Genomic DNA, 17,723 nt, shown 5'->3' on the forward strand with positions numbered 1-17,723 from the left:
AAGTGGCTCAAGGGGACCCTCTGCTAAGGGGTTAGACTGCGTAAGTGGTGCGAGGGTTCGAATCCCTCTCTCTCCGTTTCAAGTTTGGCGGCGTAGCTCAGCTGGCTAGAGCGTACGGTTCATACCCGTAAGGTCGGGGGTTCGATCCCCTCCGCCGCTACCATATATATTTATCCCATGGAGGCTTAGCTCAGCTGGGAGAGCATCTGCCTTACAAGCAGAGGGTCGGCGGTTCGATCCCGTCAGCCTCCACCATATGCCGCTGTAGCTCAATTGGTAGAGCAACTGACTTGTAATCAGTAGGTTGGGGGTTCAAGTCCTCTCGGCGGCACCAGTTGTTTCAACTTTATAGTGTGGAGCCGTGGTGTAGAGGCCTAACATGCCTGCCTGTCACGCAGGAGACCGCGGGTTCGAATCCCGTCGGCTCCGCCATGAATTTCTTCCCTGTGAGGGATGAGAACCCTTGGGTTCGTCGGAGAAATACCTTCGATAGCTTTACTTCGCAGTCTCGAAGTGAAACGAAGAGTATCCCGTCGGCTCCGCCATGATTTATCTTATCGAATAGGATAAGCTTGAACCTTAAGTGACAAGCTAACCGCATACATAAGGCTCGGTAGCTCAGTCGGTAGAGCAGAGGACTGAAAATCCTCGTGTCGGCGGTTCGATTCCGTCCCGAGCCACCATGCTTTATAAGCAACACGGAGGCTTAGCGAAGTGGCCAAACGCAGCAGACTGTAAATCTGTTCTCTGACGAGTTCGGTGGTTCGAATCCATCAGCCTCCACCAGTTATTCTCACGAGCCATTAGCTCAGTTGGTAGAGCACCTGACTTTTAATCAGGGTGTCGTAGGTTCGAGTCCTACATGGCTCACCATTTAGGTGACAAGTAAAGAGACCTTATAGGGTCTCTTTTTTTGCATTGTATTTACTTTTTTACTTCACGACTGAAGTTTGTCGCGGACGGAGCGAAGCTTCTGCTCCATGGAAGCGTTCTTGTCACGGCGGTCGTCGATTTTGATCGATGTGGACACGCGTTGGGCTCCGTGCTGGAACGGGGCTTCGTGTAGCCGCCGAAGCACTTGAAATAAATCTTGCAGCTCTCCTTCGATGATGGTGCTCATCGGCGTCATTTGGAATTGAATCGGTTCCGGGGCTTGTTCCAGCAGGCGGTGCAGATCGGCGACATATCCGCTTAAGCTGGTCGTTTCGGTTCCGATGGGAATCACGGTTACTTCGACTATAGCCAACGGTTCTCCCTCCTTAGTAGCTTGTAAACACAGCATGTGTTTATTTTACCGTAAAGGATGGGCAGGGTATAGTCAAAGCTCCATCCGCTTCATGGTCGCCTTGATATAATCGGCAGTACGGGCCGCAAGCGCCATCACCGTATTGGTCGGATTGCCGCCTCCGGACGTCACGAAAATACTCGCGTCGCATATAAACAGATTCGGAATATCGTGCGTCTGCCCATAGGAGTTCACGACGGACGTATCGGGATCATTGCCCATACGGCAGCCTCCCATCAAATGAGCCGTATCGGGGATGACGAATTCGGGCTTGCCCCCAGCAGCGCTTAAAATTTCGCTCATCCTTCCGATGGCATGCTGGATAAGCCGGTTGTCGTTTTCTCCATAGCTGAAGGTGACTTTCGCGCGAGGCATACCGAAAGCATCCTTTTCATCGCTCAAGGTAATGGCGTTATCCGGGTTCGGGAGCACCTCCCCGACTAACGTGACTCGTCCGTAGTAATTGTAATCGAGTACCACTTCCCGCAAACGTGTTCCCCAAATGGGACCGTTCTTACCCGATTGGGTAATTCCGCTGGCAAAGCTCACCGGCCGGACCCCGTGCGCGTGCAGCGTGTAGCCGCGGGCAAAATCACGTTCGGGGGAAGTGCTGTAAAAGTCCTGCGTCGTTGCGAGCACTGGGGTTCCTTTATATAGGCGGACCTCCTCTTCGAATCGTGCATAGACATCGTGGCTGCTATGAGTCATGAACGCTTTCCCGACCCATCCGCTGCTGTTGGCGAGTCCGTTCGGAAACCGGCTGTTGGCAGAATTCAGAAGCAGTCTCGGTGTCTCTACGACATAGGCGGACAAAATGACTAACCGCGCCCGTTGCTCATAGGTCGCGTCGTGATGAACAAATGTCACTCCCGTGGCTCGGCCACTTTCGTCCGTATTCACTTGGGTAACCCTGCAGTCGGACAGCACTTCCGCACCGGCTTCAATTGCTTTGGGAATATGGACGATCAGGGTGCTGAATTTGGCGTTCGGCATACAGCCTTGGTTGCAAAATCCGCGGTTAATGCAAGGTGGGCGGCCTTCGAAGGGTGCGGACAAAATGGCAAGCGGACTGACGACCCAGCGAATGCCGAGCTTTTCGCAGCCTCGGGCAAATACCTGCGCGTTTGGGCTTATCGGATCGCGTTCGGGATAAGGATAGGGGCCGTGAAACTCGCCCCAAGGAAAATATTTTGGGCCCGAGACGGCGATCTCCTTCTCGATCTTGGTATAGTAAGGCTCAAGATCGGAATAGCCGATCGGCCAATCCTCTCCGACGCCGTCCAACGTTTTGGTTCGAAAATCGCTTTCATGAAAACGCAAAAAGACTCCGGTAAAATGCGTCGTTCCCCCGCCAACCCCCCAGCCGGAGTTGTTATGCCCCATTTGCAGCGGGTCGCGGCCATCCACGATTCGTGCCTCCTGCCATCCCAGGCTCTGCATAGATAGCTCATCGCTGGCAAAATCATGCTGCGGATCACGGAAAGGACCGGCTTCCAGCACCACGACGCTCATGCCGGCTTCGCTCAGCTCTTTGGCCAGTACGCCGCCGGCAGCCCCGGCTCCCACAATGACGACATCGACCGTTTCGCCCTCATATTTACGCTTCATGCTGCTGTTTCTCCTCCTTGGGCTCCCATGGATCAAGCTGTCCCGGATGCATACGTACATAGCCGCGGGGATAAGCGGGTCCTCCGTATCCGATCTCCGACCATATTTCAGGATGAGAATAATAAGCTTCGACAGTGAGGTTCAGAAATTTTTTGAACAGCGCTTCCTGCGGCACGTGCTGCCACACTTCGAGAGGTACTGCTTGATTGCGGCTGACATCAAGCATGACCTGTTTTTTCTGCTTTGGTTGAAGGTGAAAGAAACGCTCGGTATGGATCGTTTGACATGCGAGATCCAAGGCATGAAGCCCTTCGCGCACCAGCACAGCAGCCTCAGGCTCGCCGCTTTTACGCTGACTTTCTTGTCCGCCTGCCAGCGTCCGGTCGATATGATCCAATACGAACTGAATGATTTCCGGACGTTCGTCATCAACCAGGAGAGAGCACCAGGCCCGCAAATGTTCGGCCTCGACGGTTGTCAGGAACATATAATCGCCGGTCGTGTGCAGCCGGGAAAGCACGATTTGCTGGGTATGATCGTCCCAAGCGTCTTTTTCGTGCAGGACATCGTAGGAAGGGTACCGTGTGAGTTTTTTCATCGATTTACCTCCAATAATAGGCGAGAAGTCCAAGGACGCTCAAAGCGCTGAACACGATCGGAAGCACGACAGGAGGACCGACAAGAAAGTTACGCATCGTATAGCCGCCGACGCGAACGCCTACCCCGTGGAAATGAAAGTAAAATCCGATGCCGCCTGCAACAACGCCGAACCACATCAGATAGGAAAAAAGGTAAAGCAGCCAATCCAGCCGGTAATAGGCAAGCAATACGGCAAGCAGGCTGAATATAGGGGCGGAGACGACGGGAACCCACATGGCTTTATGGTGAAAGTTTTGCCGGTAATGCGAGATGGTCACTTGTATCCAAATGGCAAAAAAAGCGACGCCCACGAACAAAAAAACGACGCGTGCCAAGGGCCATCCGATCCAGTTCATACGAATCTTCCTCCTTTTCTGTTAGCGTTGACGACGCGGATAGGTTAGCGAGCCGAATGGCATGAGAGCCAGCTTCGTGTCGGGGTCTTGCAGCAGAGCATGGGCCGTGGCGCTTAAATCGTCGGCCGGATAAAAGCCTAGTAGTTCAATCAAGTGACGGGGCAATGAGGAACGGACAAACACCCGGGCGCGGTGCAGCACTTCTTCCACATGCAAAATTTTGTGGGCGCCCAGTACGAATCGTTCCCGCAGCTTGTCCGTCATTTTACGACGATCGCCCATCGTCTCGATCCAATGCTGAAACAGGCCGTTTCCCATCCCTTCGGGACACTCCGCCACAAGAAGCAGGGCACCTCCCGGCTTTACGAAAGCGGCGGCATTGCGGAGCGCTTTTAAAGCTTGATACATTTGCAAATCTTTCGGAGCTCCCCCGGCCGAAACGATGACGACATCGTACAGTTCGGTTACCTGCCGGGTAAACCAGCCGGCGGCAAATTCGGTCCCTTTCTTATGAGCTTCCGCGGGATTTCCGGCTACGGCTTTCAGCACATGACGATCATGGTCGACAATCACATTGAGCAGGAATTGGATGGGAACGAACCGCTCGGCTTCCTCTAAATCGAGATGCAACGGATTCGTCGGGACGCCGGGCACGGCCTTGTACGTTAACGACAACGCATGGTGGCATTCAATGGTGCGCTTGGACGCCACACCAGGTACGAGCGCCTTGACACCCCCGGAAATGCCTACCATTGCATGCGGCTCGATGTTGCCCGTTGCAATGCGCAGCGGCGCCTCGGCGACCAGGCGGTTGATCTCGACCGGGGTGCCGAGCGACGTCGTCCCCCTATAAACGCAGTCCTCCGACTCGGCCGAATGATTATGCACGCGTACTCTCGCGTAGATTTCCGCCCCGACCAGCCGTTTCAATTCGTCGGGCGTGTGCTTGCGATGGGCGCCGAGCGCCACAACAATATCAATCTGATCGTCGCCGAGACCAGCCACCATAAGCTCCTCCAGCAGCGGAGGCAAGAGCAGCCTGGTAGGGCACAGACGGGTACCGTCGCTGATCAGAATGACAGCCCGGCTTGTCCCCTTGGCAAGCTCACGGAGCCTCCTTGCCCCGATAGGCGCGGCCAGTGCTTCGCGAATCCGGTCTTGGGACAGTTCGGGAGATGTCTCTAAAGTTTCAAGTCCGCACGTCAATGTATCGTACGTCCTGCCCGAAGGCAGCTCCAACGGGACGGTGGTGCAGCCATAACGCAGTTCGGGAATGGTGCAGTCCTCCTTCGCTTTGCAAATCAAGAATGGATGACGATGGAAGATTTACATTTTATTATTACCTTATCTTAAGCTCTTATCCTTAGCTAAACGCGATTAATGATTTATGTCCTAAGGCAGCTCGTTTTGTTGCGGTTTCTAGTCCCGATTGTGTTACAATAGATGGTAACCAGTTATTGAATATAGACATAGGGTTGGGAGCGAGGAGATGGATTGGGAACAAGTGAGGGAGCAGCTTGAAGCCATATTGAATACTCCGGTTCAAACCACCAGATGGGCCTGGGAAGCGTGGCGGCGAGAAGCGGAGAAGCATAAGGCCGAGCCGGGGTACGAAGGCGGAAGCTTGATCAGCGAGGGCAGGCTTCTTTTTTTGGCGCAAAAAGAAGGGCAGGAGGCGCTGCTTCTGACCATACGGGCAGATGCCATATCGCCCGTGGAGCGGCGGCTCGTGGAGCTTACGCTGGAGAACCGTCAAACGCAGGATAAAAAGCCTCCGTCGATCATCAACGAGGAGGAGCGCAAAGCGGGGATGGTGGGCGATTGGCTTCGCACGCAGCAGGAGCTGGGCTTGACGCAGGCCGAGATGCCCGATGCGCTGGTGTCTCAGATGTCGCTTTACTCCAAAAAAATTCCGCTGCTGTTGTATGGGGATTACACAACCTCGCGGCGGGCGCACGACCGGGAGCTGAAGAAGCTGTTGGAATCGTTCTTCGATGCGGATATGACCTTGATTCCTCTGACGGATAAGGAATGGCTCATTCTCGGCTCGGAGAAAATCATGTCGATGGATTCCGGCGACGATAAGGAAGATTCGGACAGCGAAACGCTGGAAGACCGGCTCGCGGCCATCGGCTACGGCTTGCACGAAATGCTCGAGAACGAATGGGTAGGCGAGTGCCATCTGGCCATCCACTACCCGATCATGCCGGCCAAATCGTTATATGGCGCGGTGCTTCAGCTCAGGGAGACGATGATGCTGGGACGCACGTATCACGTAGGCAGCAACATGCATATGCCATGGGAGCTCCAACTGGAAAGGCTGGTGCATTTGGTACCGGAAGCGGAGAAGGCGAGCTTTCTGGAGCATGTACTGAAACGGCTCGACGTGGCGTTCGATGCGGAGACGATGACGACGCTCGAACAGTTTTTCCAGTTGGACTGCAACGTCAGCGAGACGGCCAAAAAGCTGTATATTCACCGCAATACCCTGCTGTACCGCTTGGACAAATTCAAGCAGGAGACGGGATTGGACGTGCGGACGTTCAATAACGCCGTACTTGTGAAGATTGCCATACTATTGTACAAAGTAACGAAAAGAAAGTAGTTTTTTTGTAGAGATTGTGCATAGTCATGATACGCCTTGTTACGGTATGATTTAAGCAATGAACACGATACTAATTCGTAGGGGGAATTAATCATGGCAGGTGTACGTTTGAACCACATCGTCAAAAAATATCCGGGTGCAGAAGAAGCAACGGTGAAAGACTTCCATCTCGATATTCAGGACAAGGAATTTCTGGTTCTGGTAGGCGCTTCCGGCTGCGGTAAATCCACGACGCTGCGGATGATCGCCGGCTTGGAGGAAATCACGGAAGGCGAACTGTATATCGGCGACCGTCTCGTGAACGACGTCGCTCCGAAAGACCGCGATATTGCGATGGTATTCCAATCCTACGCTTTGTATCCCCATATGAACGTATATCAAAACATGGCATTCGGTTTGAAGCTGCGTAAATTCAAAAAAGCCGACATCGACGCCCGCGTGCGCGAAGCGGCCAAAATTCTCGATATCGAGCACTTGCTCGACCGTAAGCCGAAGGCGCTCTCCGGCGGTCAGCGTCAGCGCGTTGCCTTGGGCCGGGCGATTGTCCGTGAGCCGCAAGTGTTCCTGATGGACGAACCGCTGTCCAACTTGGACGCGAAGCTGCGCGTACAAATGCGCGCCGAAATTACGAAGCTCGTGAAACGTCTCGAAACGACGACGATCTACGTAACGCATGACCAAACGGAAGCAATGACGATGGGCGACCGGATCGTCGTTATGGATAAAGGCATCATTCAACAAGCGGCATCTCCGGAGGAGATCTACAACTATCCGGTGAACATGTTCGTAGCGGGCTTTATCGGTTCCCCGTCCATGAACTTCGTGCACGGCGGATTCGCTGAGCAAGGCGGCAGCTTGTACTTTAAAGCATCGGGCTTTAATGTCGAAGTGCCGGAAGGCAAAGCTAAAATTCTCCGCGAAAAAGGCTATGCCGGCAAGGAAGTCGTGCTGGGCGTACGTCCGGAAGATTTCCACGAAGAAGCGATCTTTATGGAAGCTTCTCCGAACACTATCATCAACGCTCATGTCGAAGTGGCGGAGAACCTCGGTCATGAAATGCTCTTGCACCTCAGCGGAATCGGCAGCCAAATGGCCGTTGTTCGTGTAGACGGCCGCTCGAATGCCAAAGAAGGCTCCAACGTGAAGCTCGCTGTGGACATGAACAAAGTTCACTTCTTCGACAAAGATACGACGAATTCCATTTTGCTGAACGCTTAATGCGCATTGAACGGAATAAAAGGTCAGTCCTGACGGGCTGGCCTTTTTTGCTGCTGCTGCGGGTGGCGTTGGAAAGAAAATCGCGATATGCTAGGCGTAGCCTCTACGAATGAAGATCTTGTCCGGACAGCGCGGCTGTACGAAGAGCTGGGGAGTGGGAAGATTCATGAGCATCGAGCAATTGAAAGTGTTTGTGACGGTGGCGGAGCTGCAGCATTTTTCACGTGCCGCGGAGCTGCTGCATTTGTCTCAGCCGGGGGTCAGCATGCATATCCGCAGCTTGGAGAACGAGTTCGGGACGAAGCTGCTTCATCGTTCGTCGAAGCGGGTGAAGCTGACGGAGGCAGGGGAAATCTTGTATCGTCAAGCGAAGGCGATCCTGCTGCAATATGAGACGGCAAAGCATGAGATCGACAGGCTGAACCAGGTCGTCTCCGGTAGTTTGAGCGTGGGGGCAAGCTTCACGATCGGAGAGTTTCTTCTACCAAAGCTGCTGGCAAGCTATGCGAGGCTGTATCCGGGGGTGGAGGTTCAGGTCACCGTCGGCAATACGGATGAAATCGAGCGGCTCGTGCAGGCGCACGAACTGGAGGTCGGGCTGGTCGAAGGAGAGCTGCAGCGGCCGGGGATTCGCTCGGAGACGTTCATGGAGGACGAGATGATCGTGGCCGTTCCGGCGGGCCATCCGCTTGCGGCTTACCGGGAAGTGACGCCGGAGGCTTTGCAGGATCAAGTCTGGATATTCCGCGAGGTCGGCTCCGGTACCCGGGCTTACAGCGACCGGCTGATCCGCGAATGGGGATTGCGGGTGCAGCGGGCTTACGTGCTGAGCAGCACGCAAGGCGTCAAGGAGACGGTTGCGGCCGGACTTGGCATTGCCGTACTGTCGCGTTGGACCGTAGGACGGATGCTTGCGACGGAGGAGCTGAAAGAGCTGCGGATTCGCGGCCAGCGGCTGACCCGTTTGCTGTCGCTGATTCAAGGCGAGGAGCGGGCGGGGACGCTTGCGCTGGACCGGTTCGTCCAGCAGGTGAGAGGGCTTCGCACGGCCTCTTCCGGTTGATTTATGCGGCTGATTCCTTTAGGATGAGGATATTGGGATAAAAAGGAGAAAGATCACGATGCCGAAAAAAGTGAAAGTATCGGATTTGGTGAGAGAGTTCCATCTGGAGATTATTTGCGGCGAAGAGGGACTGAAGCGTCCGATCGTCACGGCGGATTTGTACCGTCCCGGGCTCGAGATGGCTGGCTATTACGAATTCCATCCGACGGACCGGGTCCAAATTCTCGGCAAAACGGAGCTGACGTTCTTCGACGGGTTGTCGTCGGAAGAGCGGATGGACCGGATGCACCGGCTGTGTGCGCCGGAGGAGACACCCTGCATTATTATCAGCCGCGGGATGGACGCGCCGATCGAGCTGCTGGCCGCGGCCAACGACCATCAGATCACGGTCGTTCGGACGGCGATGGCGACGACGATTTTGGCCAGCCGCGTAACGAACTTTCTGGAAAACCGGCTTGCCCCTACGACGACGATTCATGGGGTGCTGGTTGATGTATATGGTATCGGCATGCTGATTTCCGGGTCCAGCGGTATCGGTAAAAGCGAAACGGCATTGGAGTTGGTGAAGCGGGGACACCGGCTGATCGCTGACGATGCGGTGGAAATCCGTCAAACGGCCGACCATCAGCTGATCGGCAATGCGCCTGAATTAATCCGGCACCTGCTTGAAATCCGCGGCATCGGGATTATTAACGTCATGACGCTGTTCGGCGCCGGTGCGGTGCGTACTGAGAAGAAAATATCGGTCGTCGTTAAGCTGGAGACTTGGCAGCAGGACAAACAATACGACCGGCTCGGCCTGGACGAGGAAACGACGCAGATTATCGATACGAACATACCGCTTGTAACGGTTCCGGTGCGGCCGGGACGAAATCTGGCGGTTATTATTGAGGTTGCGGCGATGAACTTCCGCTTGAAACGGATGGGCTATAACGCGGCCCTGCAGTTTACGAATAAGCTGACCGAGTCGCTCGCGGAGGACATGGACGATTTGTAAGGGAAGCCCCGATTTTGAAGGGGGATAATTTTTGGCATAAGGAAGGAGTCACAAGCATGTTTCTCGCGATTAATCCGATTGCTTTTGCGCTCGGTCCGTTGAGCGTCCGTTGGTACGGCATCATCTTGGGGACGGCGGCGCTGGTCGGTCTGCTGCTTGCGATTCGAGAAGGCAAACGGTTCCGCATGTCTCCGGACTTCTTCATGGATCTGGTGTTGATCGGGGTTCCGTCAGCGATCGTTGGCGCAAGAATTTACTATGTCGCTTTCAAATGGGAAGATTATCAAGATAATCTATGGAAAGTCTTTGCCGTTTGGGAAGGCGGTATTGCCATCTACGGGGCGCTGATCGGCGCAATTATCGCGGCGGTCATTTACGTGCGGCGGAAAGGCTATTCGTTCTGGCGCATTGCCGATATTTGCGCGCCAGGCTTAATCATTGGACAAGCAATCGGGCGTTGGGGCAACTTCATTAATCAGGAAGCGCACGGCGGACCGGTGGCGGAGTCGTTCCTTAGAAACAATCTGCATCTGCCGGACTGGCTCGTCAATCAAATGCTGATTGAAGGCCAGTATTACCATCCGACGTTTTTATATGAATCGCTCTGGAACGTCGTAGGACTCCTCCTGCTGTTCGTGCTGCGTCGGCGTTCGTTTTTGCGGGCGGGGGAGCTCTTTTTCAGTTATTTCATTTGGTATTCGATCGGGCGATTTTTCGTAGAGGGCTTGCGGACGGACAGCCTTGATTTTACGGGACCAAGCTGGCTGGCCGCGGTGATGAACGGCATGTGGTCGCCGATGAAAGCTTTCGGCTTCGAGCCCGGATTCATGACCTACGGAGGCAATGTGCGGATTTCGCAGCTTCTGGCGGTGCTGATCGTACTGGCCGCGATTGCGCTTATCATCGTTCGCCGCCGGACGGGCGCAGCTTCGGAGCGCTATAGCGATCCGATTGTACGGATCGGACAAGCCCCGGAGGAAGCGAGCGAAGCCGGTACTCGGTCGGATGGCAGCAAGGAAGCAGACGTAAAGGCAAAGGAGTAGCAGCATGATACAAACTGTGTTATTTGATCTGGACGGAACGATTGTCGATACGAACGAGCTCATTATTCAGTCGTTCTTGCATACGTTTGAGGGAATAACGGCAGAGCCGGTTACCCGGGAGCATATTGTTCCGAACATGGGACGGCCGTTGATCGAGCAGATGGTGTTCTTTTCCGGACGGGAGCAGGTGGACGATTTGGTGCAAAAGTACCGGGCGTTCAACATTGCGCATCATGACGAGCTGGTGCGGGAATTTCCCTATGTGCGCGAGACGGTAGCCAAGCTGCATGCCGCCGGCGTCAAGCTGGGCGTGGTGACGAGCAAAATCCGGCAGACGACGGAAATGGGGCTGAAGCTGACGGGGCTGTACGACTACTTCGGCACGATCGTGACAGTGGACGACGTCGGGAGAGCGAAGCCGGACCCGGAAGGAATTCACAAAGCGGTCCGGGAGCTCGGCGGCGACCCCTCTTCCGCGCTGATGGTCGGAGACAGCCACTATGATATCGAAGCGGCGCACAATGCGGGCATTCCGTCGGTGGCGGTCGCCTGGTCGCTGAAAGGGACCGAATATTTGAAACAGTATAACCCGACCCATATCATTCAAGATATGCGCGATATTGTGCCGATCGTCGGGATCGAGGAGAAATAACGCTTGAGAAACACGGACAACTATCCGGTGGAAGGGCCGAACTCGCTGTGGCAGGTATATAAGACGATCAGCCGTTTCAAGGCGGTTCGCAATTTTATTTTTATCCAAATTTCCAGGTATGCTCCCTCCTTGCCACTGAAACGGTGGATCTACCGCCGCGTGCTTGGAATGAAGGTAGGGGAGCATGCCTCCTTTGCGTTGATGGTGATGGTGGATGTATTTTTTCCGGAGAAGATCGAGGTCGGAGACAATACGATTATCGGCTACAATTCGACGATTCTAACGCATGAGTATTTGATCAAGGAATACCGGCTCGGACGGGTGAAAATCGGGTCGCATGTGATGATCGGAGCGAATACGACGATTTTGCCCGGGGTGACGATTGGCGATCACGCGGTCGTAGGTGCGGGTTCGGTCGTGCATAAGGATGTCGCGCCGTACAGCTTTGTGGCGGGGAATCCGCTTCAAGTGATCCGGGAGGATGTGCGCATGACGGAGCAGGATAAATGAGTCGGCGCGTTTTAGAAATTGCGAATTTAATATTTTGCAAAAGTTAACATTATGTTCTATAATACGGCTTGTACAATAAAAAGGCTTGCAAGGGCGGTCGGCTAGTCTCCCGGAAGGGAGGTGATGCCTGTGGAGGTTAAGGACACGCTGACTTTAATGATCGGCTTCGGGATGCTGGTTATTACGCTGCTTACGCTGATAGTTAACATCATCGTCGCTCTTATCCAAAACAAAAAGAAATAGACCGCCCATCGCGAATGGAATACGGTCTATTTCACGATCATTCCTTATTCAGCCGACCGCCTTTGAAGCGGCTATTGTACCTGGGGAGCACGGTGGCAGCCGTTGCTCCCTTGTATTGTTTATTATATGCTCTTGCCTTTATTCGTGCAACCGGGATCCATGCAATCGAATCATTGACGAATCAAGCGTTCCCGTGATAAACTTACGATTACATTCTTTATTTTGGTAGTATGGTAGCGCACTAAAGCAAAATTAAAGATAGCAGGGTGAAGACGGTGTCCAAACCGAAGGTGTTTGAAAAGCCGACAGGCGTAAAAGATTACCTCCCCGAAGCGGCGGCCAAGCTCCGCCGCATCGAGTATAAAGTCATGCAGTGCATGGAGCGCTGGGGCTATAGAGAAATTATTACTCCTACTCTGGAGTATTACGATACCGTTGGGGTAGCCAGCTCGACGGAGGACAAAAAGCTGTTCAAGCTGCTGGACCGGAACGGAACGACGCTTGTGATGCGTTCCGATATGACGGCGCCGATCGCCCGGGTGGCCTCCTCGCTGCTCAAGGAGCATCCGTTTCCGCTGCGGCTCTCGTATCAAGCGAACGTATTTCGGGCGTTCGAGGCCGAAGCGGGGCGGGATGCGGAGTTTTTCCAGACCGGTGTGGAGCTGATCGGCGATGCTTCCAGCGAAGCCGATGCCGAGGTGATCGCCTTGGCGATCGCTTGCTTGCAAGCGGCCGGCGTACAGCAGTTCAAGATCGCCCTCGGCCATGTGGGCTTCCTCAACGGCTTGTTCCAAGAGACGCTGCAGCAGCGTCAGGACGCGCAAACCGCGCTGAAAGCGTGCCTGCTCAGCCGCGATCACGTCGGCTACCGGGAGACGATCAAGTCGCTCGGCCTCTCTCGGGAAGTGCAGCACGAACTGGAAGGTATCCTCCGGCTGCGCGGGGGAGAGGAGATTTGCCGTCAGGCGCGGCAGGTAACGAAGGACCCCGTCGCCCAGCATGCCATTGCGCATCTGTGCGAAATCTGGGATGTGCTAGAAGCATACGGTGTCAGTGAACATGTACTGATCGATCTGACGATGATCGGCGATTTCTCGTACTATACGGGGATGACGTTTGAAGGCTACGCTGCGGATATGGGCTTTCCCGTATGCAGCGGAGGGCGCTATGACAACCTGCTGGCACAGTTCGGGCGTCCGGCGCCGGCAACGGGCTTCGCGCTCAAAACGAACCGGATCCTGGAAGTGATCGGCAAAAGCAAAGCGGAAGAAGCGCCGCAGCGCGTGCTGATCGTCTACACAGAGCGTTATCGTGCGGCGGCACTGGCTAAGGCAAGGGAGTACCGCTCGCAAGAAGGCTTTATTGCGGAGACGCGTCTTTTGGCGGACGGACAACAAGGGCTGAATGCGGTACGGCAAGCAGACGGCGCGCTGCAAGTGCACGGCTCCCGCTATTGCGACATCATATCGTTTACGGAGTAAGGAGGGGCAGCGCATGCAGGACTTATTGAAGGTGGCAATGCCCAAAGGGCGTATTTATAAACAGGCTTCCAAGCTGTTCCGCGAAGCGGGGCTCGCGATCCCCGAGGAGACGGACGATTCGCGCAAGCTGATTATTGCCGTTCCGGAGGCGCGGATGGAATTCATTATGGCGAAGCCGGTCGATGTGCCGACCTACGTCGAATACGGCGTGGCGGATATCGGCGTCGTCGGCAAAGACGTGCTGATGGAGGAGAACCGGGACGTATACGAGCTGCTGGATCTCGGGATCGCGCGCTGCCGCATGTCCGTCATCGGGCTGCCGGATTGGCAGCCGGTGCTGAACCCGCGGGTGGCGACCAAATATCCGAACGTGGCCTCGCAATATTTTCGGGAGCAGGGGCAGCAGGTGGAGGTCATCAAGCTGAACGGCTCGATCGAGCTGGCCCCGCTGATCGGGCTGGCCGACCGGATCGTCGATATGGTGGAGACCGGCAGCACGATCCGGGAAAACGGGCTGGCGGAGCATGAGCAGATATTTGCGATTACGAGCCGGCTCATTGCCAACCGCGTCAGCTACCGGATGAAAAACGACGCCATTCAGGCGCTCTGTGACCGGCTGCAGCCGGTCATTGCCGCGGTGACGGCAAAGGTATAAAAAAATAGGAAAAGAAATTCGCATACATTAAAGGAGGCTGCGGTCATGAGAGTAATGCCCGCATCGGAATTTTCGCTGCAGCGGGAGGTCGAATACGGCACGCCCGAGCAAAACGAGAGCGTACAGCGCATCATCGAAGAGGTGCGCCGGGACGGGGATGCCGCGCTGCGCAAGTTCGCGCAGCAGTTTGACGGCGTCAAGATAGGAGAGCTGCGTGTCACGCAGGAGGAGATCGAAGCCGCCTATGCACAGGTGGACGAGGGGTTCTTGGCGGCGCTGCGCGAAGCGGCCGCGAACGTGCGCCGCTTCCATGAGAAGCAAATGCGCAACTCGTGGATGGATCTGCAAGCCGACGGCAGCATTCTCGGCCAAGTGATCCGTCCGCTGCGACGGGTCGGGCTGTATGTGCCCGGTGGCAAGGCGGCGTATCCGTCGTCGGTGCTGATGAACGCGATCCCGGCACAGGTCGCGGGCGTGCCCGAAATCGTGATGGTGACGCCTCCGGCCACGGCCGGGGTGGAGGGTATCAACCCGCATATTCTCGTCGCGGCCGCGGAAGCGGGCGTGCGCGAGATCTACCGCGTCGGCGGCGCGCAGGCGGTAGCTGCGCTGGCGTACGGGACAGAGTCGATTCCGGCGGCGGACAAAATCGTCGGCCCCGGCAACATCTACGTCGCGCTGGCGAAGCGCAGCGTGTTCGGCGCGGTGGACATCGACAGCATCGCCGGGCCGAGCGAGATCGTCGTCCTGGCCGATGAGACGGCGGACGCCGCCTATGTGGCGGCGGACCTGCTGTCGCAAGCCGAGCACGACGAGATGGCGTCGGCCATTCTCGTCACGCCGTCGCGGGAGCTGGCCGAAGCGGTCCGCCTGGAGGTGGACCGCCAGTTGAGCGAGCTGCCGCGCCGCGACATTGCCGCGCAATCGATTCGCGATTACGGCGCGATTCTCACCGTGGACAGCCTGACGGAAGGCGTCGGCGTCGTAAATCGGCTGGCGCCGGAGCATCTGGAAATCATCGTGCGCGAGCCGTTCGATTATTTGAGCCGGATCGAGAACGCCGGGGCGATTTTCCTCGGGCCTTACAGCTCGGAGCCGGTGGGGGACTATTTTGCGGGACCGAACCACGTGCTGCCGACGAATGGAACGGCACGGTTCTCTTCGCCGCTAAACGTCGACGATTTTCTGAAAAAATCGAGCGTCATCTATTACAGCAAGGAGGCGCTGCTGCGCGACGGGGAAAAGATTATAACGCTGGCCCGTCACGAAGGGCTGGACGCGCATGCGCGGGCAATCGAAATTCGCTTGAAGAAAGAAGGGGACCAGCGTGGCTGAACAAAACATGCAAGGTGCCGGGCGCCAGGCCGAAATCGCGCGCAAAACGAATGAGACGGACATCCGGCTCGCATTTAACGTAGACGGTACCGGTGTATCCGAGATCGAAACGGATGTACCGTTCTTAAATCATATGCTCGATCTGTTCACGAAGCATGGACAGTTTGATTTGAAGGTGGATGCCAAAGGCGACGTTGAGATCGACGATCATCATACGGTCGAGGACATCGGCATCTGCCTCGGACAGACGCTGCGCGAGGCGCTCGGCGACAAGAAAGGAATCAAGCGCTACGCCAACGTATTCATCCCGATGGATGAAGCGCTGGCACAGGTGGCGATCGATATCAGCAACCGGCCGCATCTCGAATACCGGGCCCAATATCCGTCGGCGACGGTCGGCAGCTTTACGACGGAGCTGGTACACGAATTTTTGTGGAAATTTGCGCTGGAAGCGCGAATTACGCTGCATGTCATCGTGCACTATGGGCATAACACGCACCATATGGTCGAAGCGGTATTCAAGGCGCTCGGACGGGCGCTTGACGAGGCGACGAGCATCGATCCCCGCGTACAGGGCGTTCCGTCGACGAAAGGGGTCCTGTAATCCATGATCGCCATCATCGATTACGGCATGGGCAACCTGCACAGCGTCGCTTCGGCGGTGGAACGGCTGGGCTACCGCGGCGTGATCGTTTCGGACGAGCAGGAGCTGCTTGAGGCGGAAGGAGCCATTCTTCCCGGCGTCGGGGCGTTCGGCGATGCGATGGATCACCTGCGCGAATCGGAGCTGGATGCGGCCGTGAAGCGTTATGCGGACAGCGGCAAGCCGCTGCTTGGCATCTGCCTGGGCATGCAGCTTTTGTTTAGCCGGAGCGAGGAGCACGGTATGTATGAAGGGCTGAACCTGCTGCCCGGCGACGTCGTCCGCTTCCGCGGCGATTATAAGGTGCCTCATATGGGATGGAACAAACTGGAACTTCTGCAGGCAAGCCCGCTGTTTGAAGAGGTAGAAGAGGGGCATGTGTACTTCGTGCACTCGTTTCATGTGAAGCCAGAGCAGCCGGGCGATCTGCTGGCGGTGACGGATTACTATCAGCAGGTGACGGCCATCGTCGGCCGCAATAACGTATTCGGGATGCAGTTTCACCCTGAGAAAAGCGGCAGCGTTGGCATGAAGCTGCTCGGCAATTTTCTTGCGCTGTGTACGCGTAAATAGACGAGCCGTCTGCTTGGCTCCGGTAAGTCAGACCGGGCTTTCAAACGATCGGCGCGATTCATATTTCCAAGGTTGGAGGAACGTTTTCATGTCTTCATTCATCATTTATCCCGCCATCGACATTCGCGGGGGCAAGTGCGTGCGCCTGATTCAGGGCGATTACAATCAGGAAACCGTGTATAACGAAAATCCGCTGGAGGTCGCCAAAGCTTGGGAAGCGCAGGGAGCCAAATGGATTCATCTCGTCGATCTGGACGGAGCGAAGGCGGGCTATCCGGTTAACGACAAGCTGGTCGGCGATATCGCCAAAGCCGTTAACGTTCCGGTCCAGCTCGGAGGCGGCTTGCGCACGGAAGCGGACGTGGATCATATTTTGTCGCTCGGCGTTTCGCGCATCATTCTCGGCACGGCGGCCATCGAAAACCGCGATTTCGTGAACCGGGTGCTTCAGAAGCACGGCGACAAGGTCGCTATCGGCATCGACGCCCGGGACGGGTATGTGGCGACCCGCGGCTGGCTGGAAACGTCCGCGGTTAAGGCGGATGAGCTTGCCGCTGAGCTGGCGAAGGAAGGCGCGAAGACGTTTATTTTCACAGATATTTCGCGCGACGGCATGATGGGCGGTCCGAACGTGGAGGCGATCGTCCATTTGGCAAAGGTATCGGGGCAGTCGGTGATCGCTTCCGGCGGCGTAAGCCGTTATGAGGACCTGGAGCGGCTGGCGCAGCATGCGGCGGACGGCGTAGGCGGCGCGATCGTCGGCAAGGCGCTGTACACCGGCAGCATCAAGCTGGAGGAAGCGCACGGACGGATATAG

The 17,723-nt window shown here is 55.9% G+C and carries 19 protein-coding genes and 7 tRNA genes; 21 read left to right on the top strand and 5 right to left on the bottom strand.

What is annotated here, in order from left to right:
• Positions 1 to 86 precede the first annotated feature (86 nt).
• The 7 genes from KQX66_RS18510 (at position 87) to KQX66_RS18540 (ending at position 873) form a co-directional block, all read left to right on the top strand.
• Positions 87 to 163: transfer RNA gene (locus KQX66_RS18510), tRNA-Met, on the top strand.
• A 16-nt stretch (positions 164 to 179) separates the two neighbouring features.
• A tRNA-Val gene (locus KQX66_RS18515) sits at positions 180 to 255 on the top strand.
• Between the two features lie 3 nt (positions 256 to 258).
• Positions 259 to 334, top strand: a tRNA-Thr gene (locus tag KQX66_RS18520).
• Between the two features lie 21 nt (positions 335 to 355).
• Positions 356 to 432: transfer RNA gene (locus tag KQX66_RS18525), tRNA-Asp, on the top strand.
• A gap of 175 nt (positions 433 to 607) precedes the next feature.
• A tRNA-Phe gene (locus KQX66_RS18530) sits at positions 608 to 683 on the top strand.
• Positions 684 to 700: 17 nt separating this feature from the next.
• Positions 701 to 786, top strand: a tRNA-Tyr gene (locus KQX66_RS18535).
• 11 nt (positions 787 to 797) lie between these two features.
• A tRNA-Lys gene (locus KQX66_RS18540) sits at positions 798 to 873 on the top strand.
• Positions 874 to 937: 64 nt separating this feature from the next.
• Here KQX66_RS18540 and KQX66_RS18545 read toward each other — a convergent pair.
• From KQX66_RS18545 to KQX66_RS18565, 5 genes are all read right to left on the bottom strand, one after another.
• Entirely contained in the window at positions 938 to 1,246 is a 309-nt protein-coding gene (locus tag KQX66_RS18545) for an MTH1187 family thiamine-binding protein (protein WP_216794317.1), read from the bottom strand.
• A 72-nt stretch (positions 1,247 to 1,318) separates the two neighbouring features.
• Positions 1,319 to 2,893, bottom strand: a complete 1,575-nt coding sequence (locus KQX66_RS18550; RefSeq protein ID WP_216794318.1) for a GMC family oxidoreductase — start codon at positions 2,891 to 2,893, stop codon at positions 1,319 to 1,321.
• Positions 2,883 to 3,491, bottom strand: a complete 609-nt coding sequence (locus tag KQX66_RS18555; protein WP_216794319.1) for a gluconate 2-dehydrogenase subunit 3 family protein — start codon at positions 3,489 to 3,491, stop codon at positions 2,883 to 2,885. The genes KQX66_RS18550 and KQX66_RS18555 overlap by 11 nt, the downstream gene beginning before the upstream one ends.
• Positions 3,492 to 3,495: 4 nt before the next feature.
• Complete coding sequence (locus KQX66_RS18560) at positions 3,496 to 3,888, bottom strand: hypothetical protein (protein WP_216794320.1); 393 nt, start codon at positions 3,886 to 3,888, stop codon at positions 3,496 to 3,498.
• 21 nt (positions 3,889 to 3,909) lie between these two features.
• On the bottom strand, positions 3,910 to 5,193 hold the full coding sequence (locus KQX66_RS18565) for a nickel-dependent lactate racemase family protein (RefSeq protein WP_253957265.1): 1,284 nt from the start codon (positions 5,191 to 5,193) through the stop codon (positions 3,910 to 3,912).
• Between the two features lie 184 nt (positions 5,194 to 5,377).
• On the opposite strand from KQX66_RS18565, the gene KQX66_RS18570 reads away from it, so the two are divergent.
• From KQX66_RS18570 to hisA, 14 genes are all read left to right on the top strand, one after another.
• Positions 5,378 to 6,493: a PucR family transcriptional regulator gene (locus KQX66_RS18570; RefSeq protein ID WP_216794321.1), complete on the top strand. Its 1,116-nt coding sequence runs from the start codon at positions 5,378 to 5,380 to the stop codon at positions 6,491 to 6,493.
• Between the two features lie 93 nt (positions 6,494 to 6,586).
• On the top strand, positions 6,587 to 7,711 hold the full coding sequence (locus KQX66_RS18575; protein ID WP_036692603.1) for an ABC transporter ATP-binding protein: 1,125 nt from the start codon (positions 6,587 to 6,589) through the stop codon (positions 7,709 to 7,711).
• 166 nt (positions 7,712 to 7,877) lie between these two features.
• Positions 7,878 to 8,774: a LysR family transcriptional regulator gene (locus KQX66_RS18580; protein ID WP_036692601.1), complete on the top strand. Its 897-nt coding sequence runs from the start codon at positions 7,878 to 7,880 to the stop codon at positions 8,772 to 8,774.
• A 58-nt stretch (positions 8,775 to 8,832) separates the two neighbouring features.
• Positions 8,833 to 9,771, top strand: coding sequence for an HPr(Ser) kinase/phosphatase (hprK, locus tag KQX66_RS18585; protein WP_216794322.1), 939 nt, complete (start codon positions 8,833 to 8,835; stop codon positions 9,769 to 9,771).
• A gap of 56 nt (positions 9,772 to 9,827) precedes the next feature.
• Positions 9,828 to 10,814 carry a prolipoprotein diacylglyceryl transferase gene (lgt, locus tag KQX66_RS18590; protein WP_216794323.1) on the top strand — a complete coding sequence of 329 codons (987 nt, stop codon included), beginning with the start codon at positions 9,828 to 9,830 and terminating at the stop codon, positions 10,812 to 10,814.
• A 4-nt stretch (positions 10,815 to 10,818) separates the two neighbouring features.
• The gene (gene ppaX, locus KQX66_RS18595) at positions 10,819 to 11,466 is read left to right on the top strand and encodes a pyrophosphatase PpaX (RefSeq protein ID WP_216794324.1); all 648 of its coding nucleotides are present in this window, start codon (positions 10,819 to 10,821) and stop codon (positions 11,464 to 11,466) included.
• Positions 11,467 to 11,469: 3 nt separating this feature from the next.
• Positions 11,470 to 11,976 carry an acyltransferase gene (locus tag KQX66_RS18600; RefSeq protein ID WP_216794325.1) on the top strand — a complete coding sequence of 169 codons (507 nt, stop codon included), beginning with the start codon at positions 11,470 to 11,472 and terminating at the stop codon, positions 11,974 to 11,976.
• A 123-nt stretch (positions 11,977 to 12,099) separates the two neighbouring features.
• Positions 12,100 to 12,219, top strand: a complete 120-nt coding sequence (locus tag KQX66_RS37440) for a putative holin-like toxin (protein ID WP_253957266.1) — start codon at positions 12,100 to 12,102, stop codon at positions 12,217 to 12,219.
• 275 nt (positions 12,220 to 12,494) lie between these two features.
• Positions 12,495 to 13,700: an ATP phosphoribosyltransferase regulatory subunit gene (locus KQX66_RS18605; RefSeq protein WP_216794326.1), complete on the top strand. Its 1,206-nt coding sequence runs from the start codon at positions 12,495 to 12,497 to the stop codon at positions 13,698 to 13,700.
• 13 nt (positions 13,701 to 13,713) lie between these two features.
• Complete coding sequence (hisG, locus tag KQX66_RS18610) at positions 13,714 to 14,355, top strand: ATP phosphoribosyltransferase (protein WP_054974980.1); 642 nt, start codon at positions 13,714 to 13,716, stop codon at positions 14,353 to 14,355.
• Positions 14,356 to 14,400: 45 nt separating this feature from the next.
• On the top strand, positions 14,401 to 15,690 hold the full coding sequence (gene hisD, locus KQX66_RS18615; protein WP_216794327.1) for a histidinol dehydrogenase: 1,290 nt from the start codon (positions 14,401 to 14,403) through the stop codon (positions 15,688 to 15,690).
• A 7-nt stretch (positions 15,691 to 15,697) separates the two neighbouring features.
• Positions 15,698 to 16,294 carry an imidazoleglycerol-phosphate dehydratase HisB gene (hisB, locus tag KQX66_RS18620; protein ID WP_216794460.1) on the top strand — a complete coding sequence of 199 codons (597 nt, stop codon included), beginning with the start codon at positions 15,698 to 15,700 and terminating at the stop codon, positions 16,292 to 16,294.
• Between the two features lie 3 nt (positions 16,295 to 16,297).
• Entirely contained in the window at positions 16,298 to 16,906 is a 609-nt protein-coding gene (gene hisH, locus KQX66_RS18625) for an imidazole glycerol phosphate synthase subunit HisH (RefSeq protein ID WP_216794328.1), read from the top strand.
• An 88-nt stretch (positions 16,907 to 16,994) separates the two neighbouring features.
• Complete coding sequence (gene hisA, locus KQX66_RS18630; protein WP_216794329.1) at positions 16,995 to 17,723, top strand: 1-(5-phosphoribosyl)-5-[(5-phosphoribosylamino)methylideneamino]imidazole-4-carboxamide isomerase; 729 nt, start codon at positions 16,995 to 16,997, stop codon at positions 17,721 to 17,723.

This window comes from Paenibacillus oleatilyticus, from assembly GCF_018998565.1.
GTDB classification, from domain to species: domain Bacteria; phylum Bacillota; class Bacilli; order Paenibacillales; family NBRC-103111; genus Paenibacillus_G; species Paenibacillus_G oleatilyticus.